Source organism: Streptomyces sp. NPDC058697 (assembly GCF_042715345.1).
GTDB lineage: Bacteria > Actinomycetota > Actinomycetes > Streptomycetales > Streptomycetaceae > Streptomyces > Streptomyces liliifuscus.
Genome location: NZ_JBHXSU010000009.1, coordinates 184866 through 209382 on the forward strand (window position 1 = coordinate 184866; position 24517 = coordinate 209382).

At 69.1% G+C, this 24517-nt stretch carries 20 protein-coding genes and 1 riboswitch; of the genes, 9 read left to right on the forward strand and 11 right to left on the reverse strand.

Annotated features, from left to right (window positions below; all coding sequences use genetic code 11):
* Positions 1–23: 23 nt before the first annotated feature.
* The 4 genes from cydD to hisC all read right to left on the reverse strand — a co-directional run bounded on the left by cydD (position 24) and on the right by hisC (position 7513).
* Entirely contained in the window at positions 24–3524 is a 3501-nt protein-coding gene (gene cydD, locus ACFWXQ_RS22905) for a thiol reductant ABC exporter subunit CydD (RefSeq protein WP_383936030.1), read from the reverse strand.
* Between the two features lie 101 nt (positions 3525–3625).
* Positions 3626–4630, reverse strand: a complete 1005-nt coding sequence (cydB, locus tag ACFWXQ_RS22910; RefSeq protein ID WP_383936032.1) for a cytochrome d ubiquinol oxidase subunit II — start codon at positions 4628–4630, stop codon at positions 3626–3628.
* Between the two features lie 20 nt (positions 4631–4650).
* Positions 4651–6159 (reverse strand): cytochrome ubiquinol oxidase subunit I, encoded by a 1509-nt coding sequence (locus tag ACFWXQ_RS22915; RefSeq protein ID WP_383936034.1) that lies wholly within the window; start codon positions 6157–6159, stop codon positions 4651–4653.
* Between the two features lie 271 nt (positions 6160–6430).
* Complete coding sequence (gene hisC, locus ACFWXQ_RS22920) at positions 6431–7513, reverse strand: histidinol-phosphate transaminase (protein ID WP_383936036.1); 1083 nt, start codon at positions 7511–7513, stop codon at positions 6431–6433.
* A 432-nt stretch (positions 7514–7945) separates the two neighbouring features.
* Between hisC and ACFWXQ_RS22925 the strand changes: the two genes are divergently transcribed.
* The 3 genes from ACFWXQ_RS22925 to ACFWXQ_RS22935 all read left to right on the forward strand — a co-directional run bounded on the left by ACFWXQ_RS22925 (position 7946) and on the right by ACFWXQ_RS22935 (position 11532).
* Positions 7946–9058, forward strand: coding sequence for a LacI family DNA-binding transcriptional regulator (locus ACFWXQ_RS22925; protein WP_143643351.1), 1113 nt, complete (start codon positions 7946–7948; stop codon positions 9056–9058).
* A 197-nt stretch (positions 9059–9255) separates the two neighbouring features.
* The gene (locus ACFWXQ_RS22930) at positions 9256–10473 is read left to right on the forward strand and encodes a metallophosphoesterase (protein WP_383936109.1); all 1218 of its coding nucleotides are present in this window, start codon (positions 9256–9258) and stop codon (positions 10471–10473) included.
* A gap of 183 nt (positions 10474–10656) precedes the next feature.
* A complete protein-coding gene (locus ACFWXQ_RS22935) occupies positions 10657–11532 on the forward strand; it encodes a hypothetical protein (protein ID WP_383936038.1) in 876 nt (291 codons plus the stop codon).
* Between the two features lie 395 nt (positions 11533–11927).
* Here ACFWXQ_RS22935 and thiC read toward each other — a convergent pair whose 3' ends face one another.
* Positions 11928–13775 carry a phosphomethylpyrimidine synthase ThiC gene (gene thiC / locus ACFWXQ_RS22940; RefSeq protein ID WP_383936040.1) on the reverse strand — a complete coding sequence of 616 codons (1848 nt, stop codon included), beginning with the start codon at positions 13773–13775 and terminating at the stop codon, positions 11928–11930.
* Positions 13768–13924: riboswitch (TPP riboswitch) on the reverse strand. (Overlaps the previous gene by 8 nt.)
* 71 nt (positions 13925–13995) lie before the next feature.
* Between thiC and ACFWXQ_RS22945 the strand changes: the two genes are divergently transcribed.
* On the forward strand, positions 13996–15495 hold the full coding sequence (locus ACFWXQ_RS22945) for a YibE/F family protein (RefSeq protein WP_383936042.1): 1500 nt from the start codon (positions 13996–13998) through the stop codon (positions 15493–15495).
* A gap of 233 nt (positions 15496–15728) precedes the next feature.
* Here the strand turns inward: ACFWXQ_RS22945 and ACFWXQ_RS22950 are convergent, their stop codons facing one another.
* The 4 genes from ACFWXQ_RS22950 to ACFWXQ_RS22965 all read right to left on the reverse strand — a co-directional run bounded on the left by ACFWXQ_RS22950 (position 15729) and on the right by ACFWXQ_RS22965 (position 17990).
* Positions 15729–16169, reverse strand: a complete 441-nt coding sequence (locus ACFWXQ_RS22950; protein WP_359715395.1) for an SsgA family sporulation/cell division regulator — start codon at positions 16167–16169, stop codon at positions 15729–15731.
* Positions 16170–16268: 99 nt separating this feature from the next.
* A complete protein-coding gene (locus ACFWXQ_RS22955) occupies positions 16269–16994 on the reverse strand; it encodes an IclR family transcriptional regulator (protein WP_383936045.1) in 726 nt (241 codons plus the stop codon).
* Positions 16995–17285: 291 nt separating this feature from the next.
* The gene (locus ACFWXQ_RS22960; RefSeq protein ID WP_383936047.1) at positions 17286–17498 is read right to left on the reverse strand and encodes a DUF5326 family protein; all 213 of its coding nucleotides are present in this window, start codon (positions 17496–17498) and stop codon (positions 17286–17288) included.
* Between the two features lie 174 nt (positions 17499–17672).
* Positions 17673–17990: a cupin domain-containing protein gene (locus ACFWXQ_RS22965; RefSeq protein ID WP_055610299.1), complete on the reverse strand. Its 318-nt coding sequence runs from the start codon at positions 17988–17990 to the stop codon at positions 17673–17675.
* Between the two features lie 60 nt (positions 17991–18050).
* Here ACFWXQ_RS22965 and ACFWXQ_RS22970 point away from each other — a divergent pair, with 60 nt between their 5' ends.
* The 5 genes from ACFWXQ_RS22970 (at position 18051) to ACFWXQ_RS22990 (ending at position 21745) form a co-directional block, all read left to right on the forward strand.
* The gene (locus ACFWXQ_RS22970; RefSeq protein WP_383936049.1) at positions 18051–18428 is read left to right on the forward strand and encodes a phage holin family protein; all 378 of its coding nucleotides are present in this window, start codon (positions 18051–18053) and stop codon (positions 18426–18428) included.
* Between the two features lie 8 nt (positions 18429–18436).
* Positions 18437–18940 carry a low molecular weight protein-tyrosine-phosphatase gene (locus ACFWXQ_RS22975; protein WP_383936050.1) on the forward strand — a complete coding sequence of 168 codons (504 nt, stop codon included), beginning with the start codon at positions 18437–18439 and terminating at the stop codon, positions 18938–18940.
* Positions 18937–20076: a cystathionine gamma-lyase gene (locus tag ACFWXQ_RS22980; RefSeq protein ID WP_383936052.1), complete on the forward strand. Its 1140-nt coding sequence runs from the start codon at positions 18937–18939 to the stop codon at positions 20074–20076. Before ACFWXQ_RS22975 ends, ACFWXQ_RS22980 begins: the two co-directional genes overlap by 4 nt.
* Before the next feature lie 214 nt (positions 20077–20290).
* Positions 20291–21196, forward strand: coding sequence for a LysR family transcriptional regulator (locus tag ACFWXQ_RS22985; protein WP_383936054.1), 906 nt, complete (start codon positions 20291–20293; stop codon positions 21194–21196).
* Between the two features lie 66 nt (positions 21197–21262).
* Complete coding sequence (locus ACFWXQ_RS22990; RefSeq protein WP_383936056.1) at positions 21263–21745, forward strand: NUDIX domain-containing protein; 483 nt, start codon at positions 21263–21265, stop codon at positions 21743–21745.
* 14 nt (positions 21746–21759) lie between these two features.
* Here ACFWXQ_RS22990 and ACFWXQ_RS22995 read toward each other — a convergent pair whose 3' ends face one another.
* Both ACFWXQ_RS22995 and ACFWXQ_RS23000 read right to left on the reverse strand, forming a co-directional pair.
* The gene (locus tag ACFWXQ_RS22995; RefSeq protein WP_383936058.1) at positions 21760–23463 is read right to left on the reverse strand and encodes a globin domain-containing protein; all 1704 of its coding nucleotides are present in this window, start codon (positions 23461–23463) and stop codon (positions 21760–21762) included.
* A 417-nt stretch (positions 23464–23880) separates the two neighbouring features.
* Complete coding sequence (locus ACFWXQ_RS23000) at positions 23881–24513, reverse strand: HAD family hydrolase (protein ID WP_383936060.1); 633 nt, start codon at positions 24511–24513, stop codon at positions 23881–23883.
* Positions 24514–24517 lie beyond the last annotated feature (4 nt).

Here is a 24517-nt window from a genome sequence, read left to right on the forward strand (position 1 = left end):
CCGACCCACCACCGCACCAACCCTCACCGCACACCGACCAACCGCTCCGTCCGGCTCTCCCGCTCGAACATCCCCCGCAACGCCCCCTCCCCACGCACCAACTCCGCGTACGCCCCGCGCTGCGCCACACACCCGTCATCCAGCACGATCACCTCGTCGACCGCCTCAAGCCCCGCCAGCCGATGCGTGATCAGCAACGTCGTACGCCCCTCGGTCGCGGCCAGCAGATCAGCGGTGAGCGCATCCGCGGTCGCCAGATCGAGATGCTCTGCGGGCTCGTCGAGAACGAGCACGGGAAAGTCCGCGAGCAACGCCCGCGCCAGAGCGAGCCGCTGCCGCTGCCCCCCGGACAACCGCGCCCCGTGCTCCCCGATCAACGTGTCCAGCCCGTCGGGCAGCCCGTCGACCCAGTCGAGCAACCGCACCCGCCCCAGCACGTCCCGCAGCGCGGAATCGGTGGCGCCCTTCCGGGCGAGCAGCAGGTTCTCCCGTACCGAACTGTCGAAGAGATGGGCGTCCTGCGCGCACAGCCCGACCAGCCGCCGTACGTCGTCACCGTCCATGCCGTACGCGTCGACGCCACCCAGCGTGTACGTCCCCGCGCCCGCGTCCAGGAACCGCAGCAACACCTGGGCGAGGGTCGTCTTGCCCGCCCCGGACGTCCCCACCACGGCAGTGCGACGCCCGCGTTCGAGGGTCAGGTCGACCCCGGCGAGCGCGTCCCGCTCCTGTCCGGCGTGACGGGCGACCAGGCCCTTCACGACGACGGGGAACGGCGACCCGGGCGCCTCCAACTGCCGCTCCGGTTCGCGTACGGGCTCGGGCGCGTCCAGCACCTCGTACACACGCTCCGCGCTCTTGCGCACCCGCTGGCGGTACTGGACCGCGAGCGGCAGCCCCAGGACGGCCTCGAAGGCGGCGAGCGGGGTGAGGACGACGACGGCCATCGCCACGCCGCTGAGCCGCCCGTCGAGGACCGCCTGGGCGCCGACGAGGGAGGTGGCCGCGACGGTGAGTCCGGAGACCAGCGCGATGAGCCCGTCGCCGAGCGCGGTGGCGGTGGCGGCGCGCGAGGCGATACGGGTCAGCTCGCCGTCGGCCCGCCGCACCTCGGCGGTACGCGCGGGCAGCGCACCCGCGACCGTCAACTCGGCCGTGCCCGTGAGGAGATCGGCCACCCGCGTCGCCAGTACTCCGCGTGCCGGGGCCAGCCGGCGCTCGGCACGGCGGGCAACGGCACCGGTCAGCAGCGGGACACCCACCCCGGCGGCCAGCAGCCCGAGCGCGAGGGCGGCCCCGGCCTCCGGCAGCAGCCAGGCCGTGAACCCGACGGAGCCGGCGGACACGACGGCCGCGGCCGCGGCGGGGAGCAGCCAGCGGAGCCAGTAGTCCTGCAACGCGTCGACGTCGGCGACAAGCCGCGAGAGCAGATCACCGCGGCGAGCGGTACGCAGCCCGGCGGGCGCGAGCCGTTCGAGGCGCCGGTACACGGCGACCCGGGTGTCGGCGAGCATCCGCAGCACCGCGTCGTGCGACACGAGCCGCTCGGCGTACCGGAAAACGGCCCGCCCGATCCCGAACGCCCGCGTGGCCGTCACCGCGACCATCAGATAGAGCACGGGCGGCTGCTGCGAGGCCCGAGAGATCAGCCAGCCGGAGGTGGCCATGAGGCCGACGGCACTGCCGAGCGCGAGACTGCCGAGCAGGAGCGCAAGCACCAGCCGCCCACGCCGAGGCCCGGCCATGGCCCGCACACGCGCGAGCACGCCTTCCCGCCCCTTCAGGGGCAGGGTCGCGTCATCCTCGCCGCCCGCGGGCACCGAGGCCACCACGTCGGCCCGAAGCTCCTTGCCACCGCCGGAGCCCACGGAACCGTCCACCGCGACGGGTGCCTCCGGCTCCAGCCGCACCACCCGGTCTGCCACGTCCAGCAGCGCCGGCCGGTGGACGACGAGCAGCACGGTCCGCCCCACGGCCAGGCGCCTGACCGCTTCCACGACCTCGGCCTCGGTCTCCCCGTCCAGCGAGGCCGTCGGCTCGTCGAGCAGCAGCACGGGCCGGTCCGCGAGGAACGCCCGTGCCAGCGCGAGCCGTTGACGCTGCCCGGCGGACAGCCCGGCACCTTCCTCACCCAGTACCGTCCGTACGCCGTCGGGCAGCGCGTCCACGAATTCAAGAGCCCCGGCATCGGCCAGCGCCCGCCGCACCGCGGAGTCGTCGGCGTCCGGCCGCGCCAGCCGTACGTTCTCGGCGACAGACCCGGCATACAGATGGGGCCGCTGCGGCACCCAGGCGACCTGCGAACGCCACTCCTCCAGGGAGGTCCCGGTGAGATCGGCTCCCCCGACACACACCCGCCCCGACGTGGGTTCCACGAATCCCAACAGCACGTTCAACAGCGTCGACTTGCCCACTCCGCTGGGCCCGACGAGTGCCACCGTCTCCCCGGGGTCGACCGCGAAGGACACGTCCGACACCGCGTCCGAGGACCGTCCGGGGTACCGGACCGTCACCCCTTCGAAGCGAACTCCTCCGGAGGACGGCACCGCGCCGGTCCCGGACGTCGGCTCCGGGGTCTCCAGGACCTCGAAGATCTCCTCGGCGGCGGACAGCCCCTCCGCCGCCGCGTGGTACTGCGCCCCCACCTGCCGCAGCGGCAGATAGGCCTCGGGCGCGAGAATGAGGACGACCAGGCCGTCGTACAACGTCATCTCGCCGTGGACGAGCCGCATTCCGATGGTCACCGCGACCAGGGCGACCGAGATCGTGGCGAGCAGTTCCAGCGCGAAGGACGAGATGAAGGCGATCCGCAGGGTCCGCATCGTCGCCTGCCGGTACTCCCCGGTGATCCGGCGGATCGAGTCGGCCTGCGCCTTGGCCCGACCGAACACCTTGAGCGTGGGCAGTCCCGCGACCACGTCCAGGAAGTGGCCCGAGAGCCGTGACAGCAACCGCCACTGACGGTCCATCTGCGACTGGGTGACCCAGCCGATGAGCATCATGAAGATCGGGATGAGCGGCAGGGTGCCGACGATGATCGCGGCCGACACCCAGTCCTCGGTGACGATCCGCGCGAGCACCGCCACCGGCACGACCACCGCCAGCCCCAACTGCGGGAGATAGCGCGAGAAGTAGTCGTCCAGCGCGTCGACCCCGCGGGTGGCGAGCGCGACCAGCGAACCGGTCCGCTGTCCACTGAGCCAGCCCGGACCGAGCGCACCCGCACGCTCCAGCAACCGCCTCCGCAGCTCCGACTTGACCGCCGCGCTCGCCCGGTGCGCGGCGAGTTCGGTGAGCCAGGAGACACACGCCCTGCCGACCGCGACCGCCGCCAACAGCAGGAGCGGGTTACGGAGTTCGGCAACCGACAGTTCGTGTTGGAAGGCACCGACCACCACTTCGGCGATGAGCATCGCCTGGGCGATGACCAGCCCCGCCCCCACAACTCCCAGACCGACGACCGCGATCAGGAACAGGCGGGTGGCTCGGGCGTATCGCAGCAGTCGCGGGTCGATCGGTTTCACGTGAAACACACCCTTGGGTTAAACAGGTGTGTTTCACGTGAAACACACCCTCTTCTCATTGGTCCTGTTTCACGTGAAACAGGACCATGGATTCATCGGTGCTAGTGCGCGGCCTCGGCGATGTGCTGCGTACCGATCCGCTTGCGGAACACCCAGTACGTCCAGCCCTGGTAGAGCATCACCACCGGCGTCGCGATGACCGCACACCAGGTCATGATCTTCAGCGTGTACGGGCTCGACGAGGCGTTGGTGACCGTCAGGCTCCACTCGTCATTGAGCGAGGACGGCATGACGTTCGGGAAGAGCGACAGGAAGAGCATCGCGACGGCGGCGACGATAGTGAGGCCCGACAGCGCGAACGCCCAGCCCTCACGCCCCATCTGGTTCGCCCCGATCGCCGCGACCAGGGCGACGACGGCCACGACCAGCGCGACCAGGCTCTTGCCGTCGCCGTTGTCCGCCTGGGTCCAGAGCAGGAAGGCCAGCGCGAGCACAGCCGTCAGCAGACCGAGCCGGAGCGCCAGCTTCCTGGCCCGCTCTCGGATGTCGCCCAGGGTCTTGAGTGCCGCAAACACCGTCCCGTGGAAGGTGAACAGCGTCAGCGTCACCAGGCCGCCCAGGATGGCGTACGGGTTGAGCAGGTCCCAGAGGTTGCCCACGTACTCGAAGTCCCGGTCGATCTTCACGCCCCGGACGATGTTGCCGAAGGCCACTCCCCACAGGAATGCCGGGATCAGCGAGGTCCAGAAGATCGCGTTCTCCCAGTTGCGCTGCCAGTGCTCCTCGGGCCGCTTCGCGCGGTACTCGAAGGCGACACCGCGCACGATCAGGCAGACCAGGATGAGCAGCAGCGGCAGGTAGAAGCCGGAGAAGAGCGTGGCGTACCACTCGGGGAAGGCGGCGAAGGTCGCGCCGCCCGCCGAGAGCAGCCACACCTCGTTACCGTCCCAGACCGGCCCGATGGTGTTGATCAGCACCCGCTTCTCGGTCCGGTTCCGGGCGAGCAGCTTGGTGAGGACGCCGATCCCGAAGTCGAAGCCCTCCAGGAAGAAGTAGCCGGTCCACAGGACGGCGATGAGGACGAACCAGACGTCGTGAAGTTCCATGACTCAGCAGCTCCCTGGGCCTAGTACGAGAAGGCCATCGGCTTGTCGGCGTCCTTGGGGTCGCCGCCGATCTTCGTGGGCGGATTGAGGTCGGCCTCCGTGAGCTCGGGCGGACCGGCCTTGACGTACTTCACGAGCAGCTTGACCTCGATGACGGCGAGGATCGCGTAGAGCGTGGTGAAGACGATCATCGAAGTGAGAATTTCGCCCTGCGAGACGCCGGGGGAGACCGCGTCGCGGGTCTGGAGCACGCCGTAGACGACCCACGGCTGACGGCCCATCTCGGTGAAGATCCAGCCCCATGAGTTGGCGATCAGCGGGAATCCCAGGGTCAGGATCGCGATGCGCCAGTACCACTTGGTGAGCGTCGGGCCGAGGGCCTTGTTCTTGAAGAGCACCACGTGCGGCACTTCGTCGTCGCCTACCCGCAGATGCCGCCCCAGCATGAACTTCTTCCTGGTCAGCCAGAGTCCGGCCAGACCGATGGCGAAGGACGTCATGCCGAAGCCGATCATCCAGCGGAATCCCCAGTAGGCGACGGGGATGTTGGGCCGGTAGTCGCCGGGCCCGAACCGCTCCTGCTCGGACTTGTTGACGTCATTGATACCGGGGACGTACGAGGTGAAGTCGTCCTTGGCCAGGAAGGACAGCAGTCCCGGGATCTCTATGGCGACCTTGTTGTGGCCGGCGTCGACGTCCCCGTAGGCGAAAATGGAGAAGGGAGCGGGGGCCTCGCCGTCCCACAGCGCCTCGGCCGCGGCCATCTTCATCGGCTGCTGCTCGTACATGATCTTGCCGAGCGTGTCACCGCTGAGCGCGGTGAGCATGCCGCCGGCGACGACAGTGACCAGGCCGAGCCGCAGCGAGGTCTTCATCACGGGGATGTGCCTCTTGCGGACCAGGTGGAAGGCGGCGATGCCGACCATGAAGGCGCCACCCGTGAGGAAGGCAGCGGAGAGGGTGTGGAAGGCCTGCGCGAGCGCGGTGTTCTGGGTCAGGACCAGCCAGAAGTCGGTGAGTTCGGCACGGCCCTTCTGCTCGTTGATCCGGTAGCCGACGGGGTGCTGCATCCACGAGTTGGCCGCGAGGATGAAGTACGCCGACAGGATCGTGCCGATCGAGACCATCCAGATGCAGGCGAGGTGGATCTTCTTGGGCAGCTTGTCCCAGCCGAAGATCCACAGGCCGATGAAGGTGGACTCGAAGAAGAAGGCGATCAGTGCCTCGAAGGCGAGGGGCGCGCCGAAGACGTCACCGACGAAGCGCGAGTAGTCGGACCAGTTCATGCCGAACTGGAACTCCTGCACGATGCCCGTGACGACGCCCATCGCGATGTTGATCAGGAAGAGCTTGCCCCAGAACTTGGTGGCCTTGAGGTACTTCTCGTTCTCGGTCCGCACCCAGGCGGTCTGCAGGCCGGCGGTGAGCGCGGCAAGCGAGATCGTGAGCGGGACGAAGAGGAAGTGGTAGACGGTGGTGATGCCGAACTGCCATCGCGCCAGCGTCTCCGGCGCCAAAGCCAATTCCACGTCGTCATCTCCTTACATCGCCGAGATATCGGCGTCAGTTTGTCCCGTTTGTCGCAGACATCACGGGATCAACTGGGACACGCTTGTGAACGCGTTCACATTCACAAGCAATTATGACGCATGGCAGTTCGAGGGTTGACACGAGGGGGGTGCCGGATCGGTCACACCGGCCTTCGGCCCGGCAGGACCGGCACGGCGGACAGACTCCACCGCCGGCCGGCACACACCCACCGACCGGCACCAGCACCAACTCCGGCACCCCGCCAACCGTCTAGAGCTCCTTGCGGAACGACTCGGTCGTCTTGAGGAAGATGTCGTTCGCCTCGGTCTCGCCCACCGTGACCCGGACCCCTTCGCCGGCGAACGGCCGCACGACGACCCCGGCCTGCTCGCAGGCGGAGGCGAAGTCGAGCGTGCGCTCACCGAGCCGCAGCCACACGAAGTTCGCCTGGGTCTCCGGCACCGTCCAGCCCTGCCCGCGCAGCGTCTCGACCACCCGGGCGCGCTCGGACACCAGCGAACCCACCCGGCCGAGCAGTTCGTCCTCGGCCCGCAGCGAGGCGACCGCCGCGTCCTGCGCGAGCTGGCTCACGCCGAAGGGCACGGCCGTCTTGCGCAGTGCCGCCGCCACCGGCTCATGGGCGATCGCGAATCCGACCCGCAGCCCGGCCAGCCCGTACGCCTTGGAGAACGTCCGCAGCACGCACACGTTCGGCCGCTCGCGGTAGAGCTCGACGCCGTCCGGCACCTCGGAATCGCGGATGAACTCCCGGTACGCCTCGTCGAGGACCACGAGGACATCGCTCGGCACCCGGTCGAGGAACCGTTCCAGCTCGGCCCGGCGCACCACCGTGCCCGTGGGGTTGTTGGGGTTGCAGACGAAAATCAGCCGCGTCCGCTCGGTGATCGCGTCCGCCATCGCGTCGAGGTCGTGCACGTCTCCCGGCGTCAGCGGCACCTTCACCGATGTGGCCCCGCTGATCTGGGTGATGATCGGGTACGCCTCGAAGGACCGCCAGGCGTAGATCACCTCGTCGCCCGGCCCCGACGTCGCCTGCAGCAGCTGCTGGGCGACTCCGACCGAACCGGTGCCGGTGGCCAGATGCGTGAGCGGCACGCCGAAGCGGTCCGCCAGCTCGTTCATCAGCCCCGTGCACGCCATGTCCGGGTAACGATTGAAGGCGCCGGCCGCCGAGACCACGCTCTCCATCACGCCCGGCAGCGGCGGGTAGGGGTTCTCGTTGGAGGACAGCTTGTACGCCACCGGACCGTCCGCGGCCGCGGCGGGCTTCCCCGGCTTGTAGGTGGGGATACCCTCCAGCTCGGCACGCAGCTTCGGGCTCGTCTCGCTCACCGCACTCCTCCTCGTGACCGTCTCCGGCTCATGACCACCACCGGCTACCAATACTCCTCACCTTAAGAGGATTCGGCTCCGCTGCGAATGGCCCGGGGCCCACCGCATCGACGGCGCCCGGCCACCGCGTACACACTCCCGGGCATCACCGCCCGAAGGCGTACGAAAGAGGGGGCGCGCCGCCCACCGGAGCACGCGCCGGTGGCTCGCGCCGTGGCGCGCATCCCTCGTGAAGGTGAGTTGAGACCTCTTCGAAACATGGCCCATTTGGCAGGCCCATGCGCGCCGACAAGTGACGTCCTGTCATTGAAACGGTCAACTCCCTTCTCTTCCAAGGGACTTGCCTGCTGATGACCATGCAGAAACGTGCCTGTCAACGCGTGCATATGCGTCCGCACTACCCCACCTCATGAGCCCTACTATCGGCTCGCCATGACAGCAGCAGGGAAGCACCAGGTGAGCCGGTCGGATACCTCCCGCCGAGGAAGCCGGCCGGGCCGGGCGGGCATCAGAGACGTGGCCGCGGCCGCGGGAGTGTCCATCACGACCGTGTCCGACGCGCTCAACGGCAAGGGGCGGCTCCCGGACGCCACCCGACGCCATGTCCGCGAGGTCGCCGACCGGCTGGGCTATCGCCCCTCCGCCGCGGCCCGAACGCTCCGTACCGGAAAGTCCGGCCTCATCGGCCTGACTGTGACGACCTACGGGGATGAACCTTTCACCTTCACGGAGTTCGCGTACTTCGCGGAGATGGCCAGAGCCGCCACCTCGGCCGCGCTCGCCCGGGGCTACGCCCTGGTCATCCTCCCCGCGACCTCGCGCCACGACGTGTGGTCGAACGTGGCCCTGGACGGGACGGTCGTCATCGACCCCTCCGACCAGGACCCGGTCGTCAGCGAACTCGTCCGCCAGGGCTTACCGGTCGTCTCCGACGGCCGCCCGGCCGGCTCGCTGCCGGTGACCGCCTGGGTGGACAACGACCACGAGGCCGCGGTCCTGGGCATCCTCGACCACCTGGCCGACGCCGGCGCCCGCCGGATCGGCCTCCTCACGGGGACGACCACGGACACGTACACACATCTGTCCACGACCGCGTACCTGCGTTGGTGCGAGCGCGTGGGCCAGGATCCGGTCTACGAGGCCTATCCCGCGCACGATCCGTGCGCTGGGGCCGTCGCCGCCGACCGGCTCCTCGCCCGGCCCGACCGGCCGGACGCCGTCTACGGGCTGTTCGACCCGAACGGCACCGACCTCCTCGCGGCGGCCCGCCGCTACGGACTGCGCGTGCCGGAGGACCTGCTGCTCGTGTGCTGCAGCGAGTCCACCGTGTACGCCAACACCGAGCCGCCCGTCACGACACTCTCGCTCAAACCGCGCCGCATCGGCACGGCCGTGGTCCAGCTCCTCATCGACGCGATCGAGGGGGTCGAATCGGACCAACCGGTCGAGCAGGTGATACCGACCGAGCTGATCGTGCGGACGTCCTCGCAGCGACGGCCGCCCCGGACGACCGTCAGCCCGCCCCGATCACCGGAGGAGGAATGACCTCCGGATGACCTACGGGTAAATCCGGCGCGGAAAGCCCCTCCCAATTCGGGAGAAAACCACGGTGAACTGGGGTTCTGCTCCGATTCACCACCCCTGGGTCATCACATGGCGCGATCCGCATTCCTATGATGGGCGGACGACACCGCGGGCCGCTGCGACCAGGCAGTCCGACGCGGTGCAGATGCGGCGCGATGGTGGTGGAGGGGTCGATGACTCAGGGGGCCGGTCAGGGACCCGAGATGCGTACGCCGACGGTGCGCGACTTCCGCGTGCCGGCGTACGTCCACGAGGCCGGTCCGTACACGCAGTCCCCCGGCCCGTACCCGCAGTCCGGCGAGGTGTACGACCAGGCCGCCGAGCCGTACGACCAGGCCCGGGACCAGTCCGCCGGTCCCTACGCCGAGGGCTCGCGGCAGTACGGCCGACCCGGCCCCTACGCGCAGCAGACGCCTCCCGGCGAGGGCGCGGGACCGGCCGGCGAGTCGGCGGGCTACACACCGACGCAGCGCGATCTGCCCGTCATCAACCGCGGTGACACCCTTCAGGTACCGGTAGAACCCGAGGCCGGGCCGGTCGTCCAGCCCGCCGAAGGCCCGGGACCGCTCTATGTCGTCGGTGACGTCCACGGCTATCTCGACGAGCTCGTCGCCGCGCTGCGCGAGAAGGGCCTCATCGATATCGACGGCAGCTGGGCGGCGGGCACCTCGCGGCTGTGGTTCCTCGGTGACTTCACCGACCGCGGGCCCGACGGCATCGGCGTCATCGACCTCGTGATGCGGCTGTCCGCGGAGGCCGCCGCCGCCGGGGGCTACTGCAAGGCGCTGATGGGCAACCACGAGCTGCTGCTGCTCGGCGCCAAGCGGTTCGGTGACACCCCCGTCAACTCCGGGGCGGGAACGGCCACCTTCCAGGCCGCCTGGCTGCTGAACGGCGGCCAGAAGACCGACATGGAGCGCCTCCAGGACCACCATCTCCAGTGGATGGCCCGCCTCGACGCCATGGAGATGGCCGACGGGCACCTTCTGGTGCACTCCGACACCACCGCCTATCTCGACTACGGCGACTCCATCGAAGCGGTCAACGACACCGTCCGCGAAACGCTCACCCGCAATGACGCGGACGAGTGCTGGGACGTCTTCCGCAAGTTCACCAAGCGCTTCGCGTTCCGCGACGACGGCGGTGCCCAGGCGGTGCGCTCCTTGCTGGACATGTACGGCGGTTCACGCATCGTCCATGGTCACAGCCCCATTCCCTATCTCCTGGGAGAGGTCGGCTCGGAGGAAGGGGAGGATTCCCCGAACCCCGTCGTCGAGAAACCGCATGTGTACGCCGACGGGCTCGCCATCGCGATGGACGGCGGCGTGACCATGGCCGGAAAGCTACTGGTCCAGCAACTTCCTCTGGATGGCTGAGCGTTCATCGGGCAGGCGTCCCCCGACGGAGGACAAGCACAACACAGGGGCAAATTCTGGAAACCCCCTGTCACCGTGTGCCGTCACCGCTCTACCATCGGCTTATCCGTAGCAGGCTCCCCTCCGTTTCTGCCCGACGGCTCGTCAGCATGCCGAGCCCCAAGCCCTACGGAGCATCGGGGGATGCACATGAACAGCGTTCCGCAGCACCTGCTGAGCGAGGACCGCCAAGAGTACGAGCGGATCCTCGATGAGGCGCTGCGCTCCGCACCACACCGTCCGGAACTCGCCGCTGTCGGTCAGCGGCTCAACCCCGAACAACTGCGCACGATGGCGCTCAACGCCACCGCTCTCATCACGGCAGCCGCGGCGACCGAGTACCAGCACTATGTGAAGGTCCGCGAGGAACTGCGCCAGCCGGCGCCGTCCACCCCTCCCGTCCGCGAAGGATCCAGCAGCAGCACCACGGATCCGGCCACGGGCGCGGTCGGGCTCGCCACCACCATGGGAGAGGTCGCCGAGACCGCCGGGGCGGGTGCCGCGGCGGTCGTCGCCGTGCTCGCCCCCGTCCTCGCCGGCACCGCCGCGGCGATCTTCCTGCTCGTCGGCTACATACTGAAGATGCTCGACCCCCAGCCGGGCATCGCCCAGACCCTCCTCACCACCGGGTGGGTCTTCGGAGCCATCACGGCCGTCACGATCCTGGTGGCCGCGGTCGGTCTCCTGCTCGCCGCCCTGCGCAACGGCGCCAGTTCACTTCAGGCCGACGCGCACGGCGAACGCAGCGAAGAGGTGAACCGCGCCAGGGAAGCCTGGCACGACGCCCTTCTGGAGCGCGGCATCATGCCGTTCCTCAGGGAGGCCCTCGCCGACCCGGGCACGGCCGCCCTCGGCCGTACGAAGCCGTCGGCGCCGATCAGCCGGATGCCCCAACTCGGCTACAACCGGCCAGGTTTCAGCAGCCCGGACGGCGGCCCGACAGCGGGACCCCGCCCCAGCTTCTCCAGCCCGGACTTCAGCAGCCCCGACTTCGGGGGGCCGGAGCACCAGCCGGAGTAGCCCCGCCCTCGCCCGGGCCCGGCCCTGAGCGGGGCCGGCAACCGGGCGCGGCCAGGCGGGAGCAGGGACCGACCGGCCGCAGCGTCGCGGGCACTGGGCCCGCGACGGCCGCGTCCCGGCAGGCACGGCCATCGCGCCGCGCCCTCATCGCGCGCCTTCATTCCGTTTCTACATGCACCAGGGCGAAGCTTCTCCACGCCGGACTGGACTCCTCCCGCTGCCTCAGGCTGCGTACGGCACGAGTCGAGCAGGTCCGCAGCCGGAAGTTGATCACACCGGGCTCGATCTTGTCTCTACCGGTACGGCCCGGGGCAAGGCGTCGCCATCCTCCGTGAGGTCTCGGCCGGGATGGCCGGGACCTCGGAGAAGAGGTCGGGTCGGACGGCGCGCCGGAGTCAGTCGGCCATGGGCAGGTACACCCTGTTTCCGCTGGCCGCGAACTCCTTCGACTTCTGGAGCATCCCCTCGGCGACCTCCTCGGCCGTAGCGCCCGCGGCCGCCGTGCCACCGAACTGCTCGGTGATGCTGTGGCTGATCTTCATCGAGCAGAACTTCGGCCCGCACATGGAGCAGAAGTGCGCTGTCTTGGCGGGCTCGGCCGGGAGGGTCTCGTCGTGGAACTCCCGGGCCGTGTCGGGGTCGAGGGCCAGGTTGAACTGGTCCTCCCAGCGGAACTCGAAGCGGGCGTCCGACAACGCGTCGTCCCACTCCTGTGCGCCCGGGTGCCCCTTGGCGAGGTCCGCCGCATGGGCCGCGATCTTGTAGGTGATGACGCCCGTCTTGACGTCGTCACGGTTGGGCAGGCCCAAGTGCTCCTTGGGCGTGACGTAGCAGAGCATGGCCGTGCCCCACCAGGCGATCATCGCGGCACCGATGCCGGAGGTGATGTGGTCGTACGCAGGGGCGACGTCCGTCGTCAGCGGGCCGAGCGTATAGAACGGAGCTTCATCACAGATCTCCTGCTGAAGGTCGATGTTCTCCTTGATCTTGTGCATCGGGACATGCCCCGGGCCCTCGATCATGGTCTGTACGTTGAAACGCTTCGCGACCCTGTTGAGTTCCCCGAGCGTCCTCAACTCCGCGAACTGGGCAGGGTCGTTGGCGTCCGCGATCGAACCGGGCCGGAGCCCGTCGCCGAGCGAGTACGTGACGTCGTACGCCGCGAGGATCTCGCAGAGTTCCTCGAAGTTCTCGTACAGGAACGACTCCTTGTGGTGCGCCAGGCACCAGGCCGCCATGATCGAGCCGCCGCGCGAGACGATCCCGGTCTTGCGGTTCGCGGTCAGCGGGACGAACGGCAGCCGCACACCCGCGTGGACGGTCATGTAGTCCACGCCCTGCTCGGCCTGCTCGACGACCGTGTCCTTGTAGATCTCCCAGGTCAGCTCCTCGGCCCGCCCGTCGACCTTCTCCAGCGCCTGGTAGAGCGGGACCGTGCCGATGGGGACGGGGGAGTTCCGCAGCACCCACTCCCGCGTGGTGTGGATGTTGCGGCCGGTGGACAGGTCCATGACCGTGTCGGCGCCCCAACGGGTCGCCCAGGTCATCTTCTCGACCTCCTCCTCGATGGATGAGGTGACCGCGGAGTTGCCGATGTTGGCGTTGACCTTCACCAGGAACCGCTTGCCGATGATCATCGGCTCGATCTCCGGGTGGTTGACGTTGGCCGGCAGTACGGCCCGGCCCGCCGCGATCTCCTCGCGGACGACCTCGGGAGAAACGTTCTCCCGGATGGCCACGTACTCCATCTCCGGTGTGACCTCACCCCGCCTGGCGTAAGCGAGTTGCGTCACCGCCTGTCCGTCACGGCTGCGCCGGGGCTGGCGCGGGCGCCCCGGGAAGACCGCGTCGAGGTTGCGCAGTCCGCCGCGCGGTGAGGTGTGCTTGATCCCGTCGTCCTCGGGTCGGACGGGGCGGCCCGCGTACTCCTCGGTGTCTCCGCGGGCGATGATCCAGTTGGCCCGGAGGGCCCCGAGGCCCCTGCGTACGTCGGTGTCGACGCTCGGATCGGTGTACGGGCCGGAGGTGTCGTACAGAGTGACCGACTCCCCGTTGGTGAGGTGCACCTGACGGACCGGCACCCGCAGGTCGGGGCGCGAACCCTCGACATACGCCTTGTGCCAGCCGATGGACTTCCCGGCCTCGCCGTTCTCGGGCGAAGCAGTCACTCCGCCACTCTCGGCCGAGGCGAACGCCCCGTCCGTCAGGCTGGAGGCAGGCGTGCGTACGTCCTTGTTGGTCATGAGACCTACTCCCTACGCCGGCATTACCCGGTAACAGGTTCGGCGGTCGACGCAGCGATTTCCGTCCGGCGATGTTCCACGTGAAACATCGCGTCTACGGAGGTCAGCGCCCTCTCAGCCCGGTGCTCCGAGCTCCCGCGTGTGCAAAGGTGCCTCCACGCTAGCGTCAGATGTGGCGCGGTGAACAGTGGGCCCGGGCTGTTCTTGCGATGATCGGTCGGTGACCACGACGCAGCAGCCCCCACTTCCGCCGTCCGAACCGCCCCACGGACACGGCCATGACGGCCATGGGCACGGCGGCGGACCTGGGAACGGACCCCACGGCCCCGGAGGGGGCGGCGGCGGAGACCGGCCCGGTGGTGGTGACGGCGGTGGACCGGGTGGCGGCGGGCACGGACACTCGCACAGTCATGGACCCGCAGCGCCTGTCTCGATGCATCTGCGCAAGGTCATCGCGGCCGTGCTGATCCCCTTCGCGGCGGCGGTCGTCGTCGGCCTCGTGGTGCTCTGGCCCGGCGGCGCCCCGGGGCACGAGCGCACCGGTGTGGGCTTCGACCGGCAGACCCAGCAGGCCACGGTGACCAAGGTCGACAAGGTCGACTGCAAGTCGGTGAACGCCTCGGGGGAGACGCCGACCGGCGACACCTCGACCGCCGAGGGCTCGTCGGCGCAGCAGCAGGCGACCGGCAGCTGCAAGAAGGCGACGGTCCGGGTCGACACCGGAAAGGACAAGGGCCGTACGTTCACGGAGATCGTCCAGCCGGACTCCTCGCGGCAGCTGGAGGAGGGCCAGGAGGTGATCGTCGCGTATGCGCCGGACGCCCCCAAGGAGCTCCAGTACTCGGTCACCGACGTGAACCGCAAGCTCCCGATGACGCTGCTCGCCGGGATCTTCGCCGTCGCCGTGGTCGTGGTGGGCCGGATGCGCGGCGTCATGGCACTGGTCGCGCTGGCCGCCAGCTTCCTCATCCTGACGTTCTTCATCCTTCCCGCGATCCTGCAGGGCTCGAACCCCCTGGTCGTGGCGGTGGTCGGGGCGAGCGCCATCATGCTGATCGCGCTCTATCTGTGCCATGGACTGTCCGCCCGTACGTCCGTGGCGGTGCTCGGCACCCTGCTCTCCCTGTTGCTGATCGGGCTGCTCGGCTCGCTGTTCATCGACTGGGCAGCGCTGACCGGCAACACGGACGACAACACCGGTCTGATCCACGGGCTGTACCCGTCCATCGACATGAGCGGCCTGCTGCTCGCGGGCATCATCATCGGCTCGCTGGGTGTGCTCGACGACGTGACGGTGACGCAGACGTCGGCGGTCTGGGAGCTGCACGAGGCCAATCCGACGATGGGCTGGCGCGGGCTGTACCGCGCCGGCATCCGCATCGGACGCGATCACATCGCGTCGGTCGTCAACACGCTCGTCCTCGCCTACGCGGGCGCCGCGCTGCCGCTGCTGCTGCTCTTCTCCATCGCGCAGAGCAGTGTGGGGACGGTGGCCAACAGCGAGTTGGTCGCCGAGGAGATCGTGCGCACGCTCGTCGGCTCGATCGGACTGGTCGCCTCCGTGCCGGTGACGACGGTTCTCGCCGCCTTGGTGGTCTCGGCCGACCGCCCGGGCCCCGCCGCCCCGGCACAGCAGGAACAGCCACAGCCGCAGCCGCAGCCCCAGTCAGGCGCCAGGGCGCCTCTGCGTGGCGGGAGTGGCCGCCGCCGCAAGCACTGAAGCGGGCCCGTGCCGGCCCCTGCCGGACCCGGCCCCGGTTGCCGAGAGTTGAGCGCCGAGAACTGGAAGCTGAGAGCTGAGAGCTGAGAAGAAGCGTTACAGCAGCCCGCGCAGCCGCGAAGCCACAAGCGGTATGACGTACGGCCGGCGCCGGTTGGGATGAGCACGCGTCACACCTGTACGGGACGACGTACGGCCAGGCAGCGTCCGTCCTGCCCCGGCCCCGTCTCTCTTCAGCCGGCGCTCTGCTCCTCCGCCAGGATGCGGTTGAGCGCCTCGTCGAGGTGCGTGTCGAAGTCCGCGAGGGAACGCTCCTGGCCCAGCGGCACCAGCCTGTCCGTACGGTCGAGGAACGCCAGCAGCGGCGCCGTACCGCAGCGGAACAACGCGTGGTCGCAGCCCACCTGAAGCCGGATCAGCACGTCGCCGAACCCCTCGGTGTCGGCGGGAGCGATGTGCACATCACCGTCCCCGCACGCCCGGCCCACCCCGTCGATCAGCAGTTCCCGGCCGAAGGCCCAGGTCACCGGCGCGTCACCGGGCAGGTGGAAGGTCAGCCGCACGGCATAGGGATCACAGGTCTCGTAGCGCAGCTCCACCGGGATGCGAAAGGAGAGCTCCTCCGAGACGACGAAGCTCATCATGACCTCTGCCTGTACTACCGACTCGCGCATCGCCTACCCCGTCGTTCGCCTTCGACTGGCCGGGAATCATCCACCTGACACTGCTGGCATCTTGCTGAACGTACACACCAGATCACAAGGAGTGAGTTTTCAGATGCTGATAGAGAGCGAGAGTGACCCCAGCAGCCTGCCGAGCTCGCTCTGCAATCGGCGTGCCGCCGGCAGCAGTCGGTCGGCCTGGTGGGCCGGCAGAGAAATGGCGATCGTGGCCGCAGTACTGCCCACGGTGATCGGAATCGCTGCGCAGACCGTGCCCAGCGCGTACGCCTGACGCTCGATCACGGGCTGCATTCGTCGCGCGGATTCGAGGCGTCGCAACAGAGTTCGATCGTCACGCACCGTATATGGCGTGATGGACCGGACGGGGTAGCGGTCCAGGTGGTCCCGACGGGCCTCCTCGTCGAGCTGGGACAGCAGACACTGGCCGATCGCGTGCGCGTGCCCCGTCTCGCGGAAGTCGGCCCACTCCTCGACGGCGGGATTGGCCGGGGTGTCGGCGACGCACTGGACCTCGATCTCACCGTCGCGGTAGAGCGCGTAGTACACGGGCGCGCCGATCGAGTCACGACACTGCGCGAGTGCGTCGGCGACCATGCTGCGACGTTTCTGCTGGGCCCCGCTGTTACTCAGCCGCTCGACCGCCTCGCCGAGGAAGAACAGGCCCTTCTCCCGGCGCAGATAGCCCTCGTGGGCCAGCGTGCGCAACAGGTGGTACGCCGTGGGCAGGGCGAGCCCGGCCTCACGGGCGAGCTGCTTTGCGGGCGCCCCGTGTTCATGGCGGGCGACGGACTCCAGGAGGCGCATCGCACGCTGCACGGATCCGATGAGGGTCGTGGGATGCGGCTCGGAGGAAGGGACGTGTGGTCCCGCGGATGCGGTGTCAACCGTGGCCAAGGGTTACTCCCGAAGCGCGAGGGGGGCCGCCCGTGCGGGGGTAACACGGGAGGGATCGGAGCGCCGCTCGCGGGAATCAACCCCGCGTCGAATTCCGGACTTTAACCGTCTGCCACCGCTCGCAGACGGCCTGTGCCGAAACTTCCCCCACCCGAGGGAACTGCCTGTTCCTGTTACCGCCGGCCGGTTGCCGACCGGCGGGTATCCCCTTGCCTACCAGTCGCTCCTCGACGAGGAGCTCGACATGAACTTCCGTACGACGTAGATCAGTCCGCCGACCAACGCCACGAAGACCAGCAGCTTGAAGAGCAGGCCGATCACGAACCCGACGACGCTCGCTATCACGCCGCCGAACACGACCAGGGCGATGACCGGCACCGCGACCCACTTAATCCACCACGGCATACCCGCGAAGATCTCTCGCATCGCCCTTGTTCCTTGTCTCTCTGCCCGTTTCCGAGTGCTGTCCGAGCCCGCTCCCGAAGGATGACGGGTCTTGAATGTCCTGCCCTCGATGCTAGGCGCGGCAGGGGTGCCGACGGTGGCCTCGCACCCCTTGTCCTCCCCTGAACGTTCCCCTAGGGAACCCTGAGGCGGAGGTCAGCTCTCGGGCGGAGAGAAGACCACCACAACCCGCAGATCCTCGCTGATGTGGTGGAACTTGTGGGCCACCCCCGCGGGCACGTAGACGACGCTGCCGCGTGCCACCTGGGTCGTCTCCATGCCGACGGTGATCGCCGCGCGGCCGCTGACGACGAAGTACACCTCGTCCTGGCGGTGGGGCTGCTGAGGGTCCTGGGTGCCCGCGTCCAGCGCGTACAGGCCGACCGACATGTTCTTCTCGCGCAGGAACTGGAGGTACGCGCCGTCGTTGGCGGCGCGCTCCGCCTCCAGTTCGTCCAGCCGGAATGCCTTCATCGTTCTTGTCCGCCCTTGCCCCGCTGCTCGTGGTCGATCACGTCTGTCACGATCAGACACATGAAGAATTTCGTAGTCAAGACGATCGCCAACGCCGGCGCCCTGGCCGTCGCCGTGTGGCTGCTCGACAAGATCACCCTGTCCGGTGACAGCACGGGCAAGGAGATCGGCACGCTGCTGCTCGTCGCACTGGTTTTCGGCCTGGTCAACGTCCTGGTCAAGCCGATCGTGCAGGTGCTGACGTTCCCGCTGTTCATACTCACGCTCGGCCTGATCACGCTGGTGATCAACGCCCTGATGCTGCTGCTCACCTCGTGGCTGGCGGACAAGCTCGACCTGAGCTTCCACGTCGAGGGCTTCTGGACCGCCGTCCTGGGCGGCCTGATCATCTCCATCGTCTCCTGGGCGCTGAACGTCGTCCTCCCCGACAAGGACTGAGCGACCTGATGTCCTATCGCGTGTGTTTCGTCTGCACCGGCAACATCTGCCGCTCCCCGATGGCCGAATCCGTATTCCGCGCGCGGGTGGCGGAGGCCGGGCTCGACGGCCTGGTCGAGGTGGACAGCGCCGGCACCGGCGGCTGGCACGAGGGCGACGGCGCCGACCCGCGCACCGTCTCCGTCCTGGAAGCAGGCGGTTACGAAGGCGGCCATGCGGCCCGCCAGTTCCACGCCGACTGGTTCGCCCGGCTCGACCTGGTCATAGCCCTCGACGCCGGCCACCTGCGGGCCCTGCGCCGCCTCGCCCCCACCGAGACGGACGCGGAGAAGGTGCGGCTGCTGCGCTCGTACGACCCTGCCGTCGCGTCGGCCTCGGGAGCCGACCTCGACGTACCGGACCCCTACTACGGGGGCCTGGACGGCTTCGAGGAGTGTCTTGAGATGGTGGAGGCGGCGAGCCCCGGCCTGCTCGCCGCGGTACGGGAGCAAGTGGAGGGACAGGCGGCATGACAGATTCCGTTACGGGAGCGGGTGACGGCACCCGCGCGGTGCGGGCGGGGCTGCCCGAGCCCGTCAAGCACGAGCCGACCCTCCCGGGGCCGGTCTTCGCCGCCCACTTCCATCTCCCGGGCGACCCCACGGGCCCGTACACCTACGGCCGCGACGAGAACCCGACCTGGACCCACCTGGAGCGCGCCATCGGCGAGCTGGAGGCGCCGGGGCGGGATGACGTCGAAACGCTCGTTTTCGCCTCCGGCATGGCCGCCATCTCGTCCGTCCTCTTCTCCCAGCTGAGCGCCGGCGACACGGTCGTGCTGCCCGACGACGGCTACCAGGTGCTGCCGCTCGTGCGCGCGCAGCTGGAGACGTACGGCATCGAGGTGCGCACCGCCCCGACCGGCGGCGACGCCCAGCTCGACGTCCTCGACGGCGCGAAGCTGCTGTGGATCGAGACCCCGTCGAACCCGGGGCTCGACGTGTGCGACGTACGGCGGCTCGTCGAGGCGGCGCACGCGCGCGGCTGTCTGGTCGCCGTCGACAACACCCTGGCGACCCCGCTCGGTCAGCGCCCGCTGGAACTGGGCGCCGACTTCTCGGTGGCCAGCGGCACCAAGCAGCTCACCGGGCACGGCGACATCCTCCTGGGGTACGTCACCGGTGGCGACGCCGCGGCGATGGCCCCGGTACGGCGCTGGCGCAAGATCGTCGGGGCGATTCCCGGGCCCATGGAGGCGTGGCTCGCGCACCGCTCCCTCGCGACGCTCCAACTGCGTGTGGACCGGCAGAACGCCAATGCGCTGGTGATCGCCGAGGCACTGCGCGACCGGCACGAGGAGCTCGGGGTCCGTTATCCGGGGCTGCCCGGCGACCCGTCCCACAAGATCGCCTCGCAGCAGATGCGGCGCTTCGGGTGCGTGGTGTCGTTCACGCTGCCCACGCGTGCGCGTGCCGACCGTTTTCTCGACGCGCTGCGGCTGGTGGACGACGCGACCAGCTTCGGTGGTGTGCGGTCGACTGCCGAGCGGCGCGGCCGCTGGGGCGGTGACGCGGTGCCGGAGGGCTTCATCCGTTTCTCGGCCGGTGCCGAGGATCCTCAGGACCTCGTGGCCGATGTGCTGCGCGCGCTCGACGAGTCCTCGCGCTGAACGCCTTCTGAGTCATCGGCCCAGTAGCGGGTACGTAGGACGGACGGTCCGAGCCTCCCCCCTCGTGGCTCGGACCGTCCCGGTTCTGCGCGCGAAGAACCGCGCGAACAAGGCTAGTTGACTCTGTGTCAGTGTCCAATCACAGTAGCGACAGAGACCTATCGACATATTTATAGTTGGGGGCTTCCGGGGAGCTGGAGAGAGAAGGGACGCCATGGATCTGGCCTTGCTGCGGACCTTCGTGACCGTGCACCGGGCCGGCTCCTTCACCCGCGCGGCCGCTCTGCTGGGCCTCTCGCAGCCTGCCGTCACCTCGCAGATCCGGACCCTCGAACGACAGCTGGGGCGCCCTCTCTTCCTGCGTCAGGCCCGTGGAGTGACCCCTACGACCATGGGCGACGAACTCGCCCACAAGGCGGCGCCCCATCTCGACGCCCTGGTGGAGATCGCCGAGACCGGCCTCGACGAGGACTCCTCCGTACGCACGCTCCATCTCGCGGGCCCGCCGGAGTTCACCGCCGAACGCGCCCTGCCCGCGCTCACCGAGTTGACCGGGGACGACGGCCAGGGCTTCGCGCTGCGTGCCTCCTTCGGAAACGCGGAAGAGACGCTGGAAGGGCTTGCCGCCGGGCATCACGATCTGGCCATCAGTACGGCCCGCCCACGCGGCGCTCTGCTCACCGCGACTCCGCTCTGCGACGAGGAGCACGTCCTGGTCGCCGCCCCGCGCTGGGCCGACCGCCTCGGCTCCGGCTCGTTGCGTCACCGGGGCGAGCCCTCGCTGGAGAACTTCCCCGTGGTGGAGGTGCACGAGTCACTGCCGTTCGTCGCCCGCTACTGGGCTTCCGTCTTCGACTCCCGCCCGGCCGCCTCGGGAACCGTCATCGTCCCCGACCTGCGCGCCGTCCTCGCCTGTGCGACCACCGGTGCCGGGCTCGCGGTGTTGCCGCGCTATCTGTGCGCACCGGCTCTGGAGCGGGGGGACGTGGTCGCGCTGACCGAACCCGCGGTGCCTCCGCTTCGTACGTACTTCCTGGTCGTGCGTACCGGCACTCTGGCCATGCCCCATATCGCGCGGGCGCACGAGTGGCTCATGCACGCCGCCATGGACTGGTCATGACCAAGATGCATCACCTCGTCAAGAGGGCGATGTTTCACGTGGAACCAACTGGGCCACATTTCTCCCATGACCGTCCGACCCGTGGTCAAGCGCACCGCCAGGGCCGTCCTACTGGACGGCAACGACCTGGTCCTCATCAAGCGGACCAAGCCCGGCGTCGATCCCTACTGGCTGACGCCCGGCGGCGGGGTCGAGCCGGAGGACACGACCGTCGTCGACGCACTCCATCGTGAGGTGCACGAGGAACTCGGCGCCAAGATCACCGATGTGGTGCCCTGCTTCGTCGACACCGTCGAGCACATCGGCGACACCGCCAGCACGACCGGCGTGAAGGTCCAGCACTTCTTCGTCTGCCGCCTGGAATCCATGGACCCGTCCCTGCGCCATGGCCCCGAGATCGAGGAGCCCTGCGGGGAGTACGAGATCGTGCGGATCCCTTTCACCCGCGTGGGCATCGCCTCCGTCCATCTCGTGCCGCTGTCGTTGCGGCACTATCTCGACGGGAACATCGAGGGCGTACTGGCGATGCACGCACCCGATCTGGGCTGACGGCCGACTCGGAGTCAGTCTCCGGTCACGACGAGTTCTTCCACCGCGTCGTGGCGGATCCGTTCCGACGGGATGCCGATGTCCCTGAGCGCGTCGACGCCGCTGCGGATCATGCCGGGCGGACCCGACAGGTACGCGTCGTACTCGTCCCACGGCCCGTACTCGCGCACTGCGTCGGGGAGATGCAGATGCCCGTGCTGGTCGACTATCGGGCGCACCGCGAGCCAGGGGTGGCTCTGCTGGAGCCGGAGCATCGTGTCGATGTCGTACAGGTCGTGATCGGTGCGTGCTCCGTAGAAGACCTCGACGGGGCGCCGCTCGCCGTGCTCGGCAACATCCTCGACCAGGGCCTTTATCGGCGCTATGCCGGTACCACCGCCCAGGCAGAGCAGTCCGCTGTCGGTGGTGTGGTCGACCGTCATCGAGCCGGCCGGGGGGCCGAGCCGGACGACGTCGCCCGGGCGAGCGCGGTGCACCAGCGCGTTGGAGACCCAGCCCGCCGGGATCGCCTTCACATGGAACGACAGCAGTCCGTCGGAGCGGGGCGCCGAGGCGAACGAGTAGTGCCGCCAGATCCGCGGCCACCAAGGCGTCTCCAGGCTCGCGTACTGCCCTGCGAGGAACGGGTACGGCTGATCGGGGCGGACCGTGATGACGGCGACGTCCGGGGTCCTGAGGTCGTGCGAGATCACCTCGCCGTGCCACCAGGCCGGGGCCCGCAGCTCGTCCGCGGCCGCGGCGTCGATCATGACCTGCGAGATCGTCGTGTACGCCCGGACCCAGGCAGCCTCGGTCTCCTCGTCCCAGACCGTGGCGAACCGGCTGAGCGAGCCGATCAGGCACTCGCCGACGGCCGGGTAGTGCTCGGGGCGGGTGCCGTACTTGCGGTGACCACGACCGAGGTTCTTGAGATACGCGACCAGGACCTCGGTGTTGTCGATGTGCTCGGCCGCAGTCAGCAGTGCCCGCAGGAGCCGGTCCCGCTGAGTGTCCATCGCGGCGGGGAAGAGCTGACGCAGCTCCGGGTGCCGCACGAAAAGCAGCGCGTAGAAGTACGAGGTGACCTTGTCGGCGACGGGTCCCACCTCGGCCATGGTCCGGCGGATGAGGACGGCGTCGGGGGAGGCGGCCTGTGCTGGGGCAGGAACGGCTATGGCGGCGGAGGCAGGGGCAGGCGCGGAGCGCTGGTCGGGAAGGCGGGGCGCGTGGTCGGGTCCGGTTGGGGCGGGGGCGCCGGTGTGGGCCTGGGGGGCGGGTGTCGCCTCGTACGTCATGGTCGGCGTCGCGGTCGGCCCGACGGGAGCAGGTCCGGCATGAGGGGCCCCGACATGGGGGCCGGAAGCATGGGGGGCACTGGCATAGGGAGCGCCGGCGTGGGCAGCGTCGGCAGGCACGGACCTGGTGCCGGTGGGGTCGCCGTAGGCGTGGCCGCTGTCAGGGGAGCCCGCGTGGCGCCCGAGCCTGTCCGTGGCTCCGCTGTCGGCCCGTTCGGTGTCGGAGACGGTCGCGTCGGTCGCGGGTATTCGTTGCCGCGCCGTGGAGTCGGTGCCCGTCGCGGACCTGCCGACGGGGCGCAACGCGGCCAGGCGGTGGCCCTCGGGCGCCTCCTGCTCGCCGCTCGCGGGCGGCTCCGGCGGCTTGTGCGGCGTGAACCAGCCGCCCCCGCCACTACCCCCTGAAGTGCCGTTGTCGGCCGACGTGGTGGTCGGAGCGTCCATGTTGTGCCTCGCCTCGAACATCTTTCGGTCGGTCTGCGCACTTCCTCGATCGGAAGATGCCTGCTTTTCCCCCGCAGACTGCTTGCTTTCCCCGTTCCGCCCCGTCGCCCCATGGCGGCCACATTCAACTCGGAATCCCGCACCCTACGGACAAGTAAGCCGAGAGTGTGACATTGGCCGCACTACCGCCATCGCAGCATCTCACCGTGCGCCAACACCCCGGCCGTGTAACCGGAAATGCGGTCTTCGATCTCTCTGTCCCGTTAGGCTGCATTGCCCTTTGTTCGCCCCGGCGGGATGTGCGGACATCACACCGGACACGAACCGGAGTCGACCATACCGGCCGCTGTCCGGCACACAAGTCCCCTCTTCCCCACGTGGGGAATTGAAGGGGGACCGGACCGACGATTCCTTCAATTACCGGGCAGGGCGCACCAATTCATAGGCATCCCGCAGATCCCGCCCCACGTAGGAGTGGGTGGCGAGACCTTCCAGATGCAGATCCGCATTGACGGCGACGGATACCGGAACCACCCCGAACAGGTCCCTGTCCGACATCGAGTCGCCGTACGCGACACAGTCGGCCCTCGCCACCCCGAACTCCGCGCAGAGCCGGTCCGCGATCCGTACTTTGGCCGCCGCGCTCAGGATCCCGACAGGATCCACCGGCTCGGTGAACGGCACCGCGGGGAAGCGTGATCCGTACGCCGCGTGCGCGCCCCAGCCCGCCAGCCGCTCGACGAAGAACGAGGGTGAGAGCGAGACAACGGCGCAGTAGTCGCCGCTCCCCCTGATCTCCGCCCAGACGTCCTGGATGCCCTCCAGCCACGGCGCACTCGCGAAAGCGGTCGCCACATGCGCCTCTGTGAGATCTCTCCAGAGGGCGTGTACCTGCGTCGCGTACTCCGGTGAGCCTATGAGCCCCGCTCCGATCGCCTCGTCGAGCGCCACGGCCTCGGCTTCCAGGCCCAGCTGCCGGGAGATCTCCACGGGCGCCGAGGTGCCGTGCAGCAAGGTTCCGTCCAGATCGAAGAGATGAAGTCTCGCCATGTAC